This is a genomic window from Rothia sp. (in: high G+C Gram-positive bacteria), assembly GCF_030540545.1.
GTDB lineage: Bacteria > Actinomycetota > Actinomycetes > Actinomycetales > Micrococcaceae > Rothia.
The window spans coordinates 1-1,291 of sequence record NZ_JAUNVZ010000058.1; the positions used below are offsets into that span (position 1 = coordinate 1).

Below are 1,291 nucleotides of genomic sequence, written 5' to 3' on the forward strand. Positions count from 1 at the left end.
TGAGCGATTTCTTGGTAGTTTTCAAGAAATTTTCATTCAAGAGGCGTATTTGTGGAGTGTTGCAGCAGCGAAACCCCTTGCTGGGTCCCAGTTGCTAGCAGCTGTGAATAAGCCTCCAAGTATGTGAATGGCAAATATATCAGTAAATTGACTCGTACTTCTGAGAGTGGGATGAAGGCTGCGCTGATAGGGTGAATGCCTCGGCGAGCGTTTCACAAGCCCCGCGTGTAGGTCTGTTGTGCGAGCCCCGCGGTCAAGGGGGACGCTGGGAGTAGTGTGAGGCAAATTTCTTTGCCTTATATCGCAAAAGTCTCTGGCATTATCAGCCTTGCCAGAGGTGTATCCAGAAAGAGAGTATATCGATGTTGATCACGCAATCTAGGCGATTCTCGCGTAGGAGCCTGCTTACTACAACTGCACTCGGCTTGCCTGCCATGGGATTGATGGGGGCTCTCAATCTGATTGGTGCAACCCCAGCCTCTGCCGTGTCTTCCAATGATTTCGTGGCTACGGCTGAGAGCAGGGCGGGATGCCCCTACGTCTGGGGAGCTGAAGGTCCTGACGCCTTCGACTGCTCAGGTCTTATCTGCTGGTCCCTGGCGCAGCATGGGATCTCCATACCGCACTATTCTGGAGCTCAGATCCAGACGTGCATTGACGCGGGCCTGGGAATCTCCGTCGACGATGCGCTGGGCACCAGGGGAGCACTTCTGCATTACGACGGCCATGTCGCCATTTCGCGTGGGGATGGAACCACTATTGAGGCTCGCAGCCCATCCCAGGGCACGGGTATCTTCTCTGCCGCGGGTATGGGCTGGACTGCCGGTGGCCTGTTCCCAGGAGTCACCTATGGCGACTCCCCCGCACCCCCGCCGGCGGATCCGGGCGATCCTGCCGATGGATACTGGGGCTCTGACACCACCAGGCATCTGCAGGCCGTGCTGGGTACGCCCCAGGATGGGGTTGTCTCCAGCCAGGACGTCCACTGGAAGGCTCAGAATCCCGGCCTCGGCAGTGGGTGGGAATGGGTTTCTGCGCCCACCGGCTCCACCGTGATCCGCGCCATGCAGGAACGACTCGGGGTGGCTGCTGATGGCCTGATCGGACCAGGCACCATCACTGCGCTGCAGACCTACCTTGGGACCTCAGCCGACGGATGCTTCTCCGCCCCTTCGGCCTGTGTGCAAGAGCTCCAGCGGCGAGTCTATGCGGGACAGTTCTGACTCCATCGAGGGTTGGATTCCGCATCGTCATCAGGGGCCGTGGCTCCTGGGTCATATCCCGGGAGCCA

At 58.9% G+C, this 1,291-nt stretch carries 1 protein-coding gene; it reads left to right on the top strand.

Annotation, left to right across the window (positions count from 1 at the left end; genetic code table 11):
* The first annotated feature begins 443 nt into the window (after positions 1-443).
* Positions 444-1,223, top strand: coding sequence for a C40 family peptidase (locus Q4P78_RS09555; protein WP_368660905.1), 780 nt, complete (start codon positions 444-446; stop codon positions 1,221-1,223).
* The last annotated feature ends 68 nt before the right edge of the window (positions 1,224-1,291 follow it).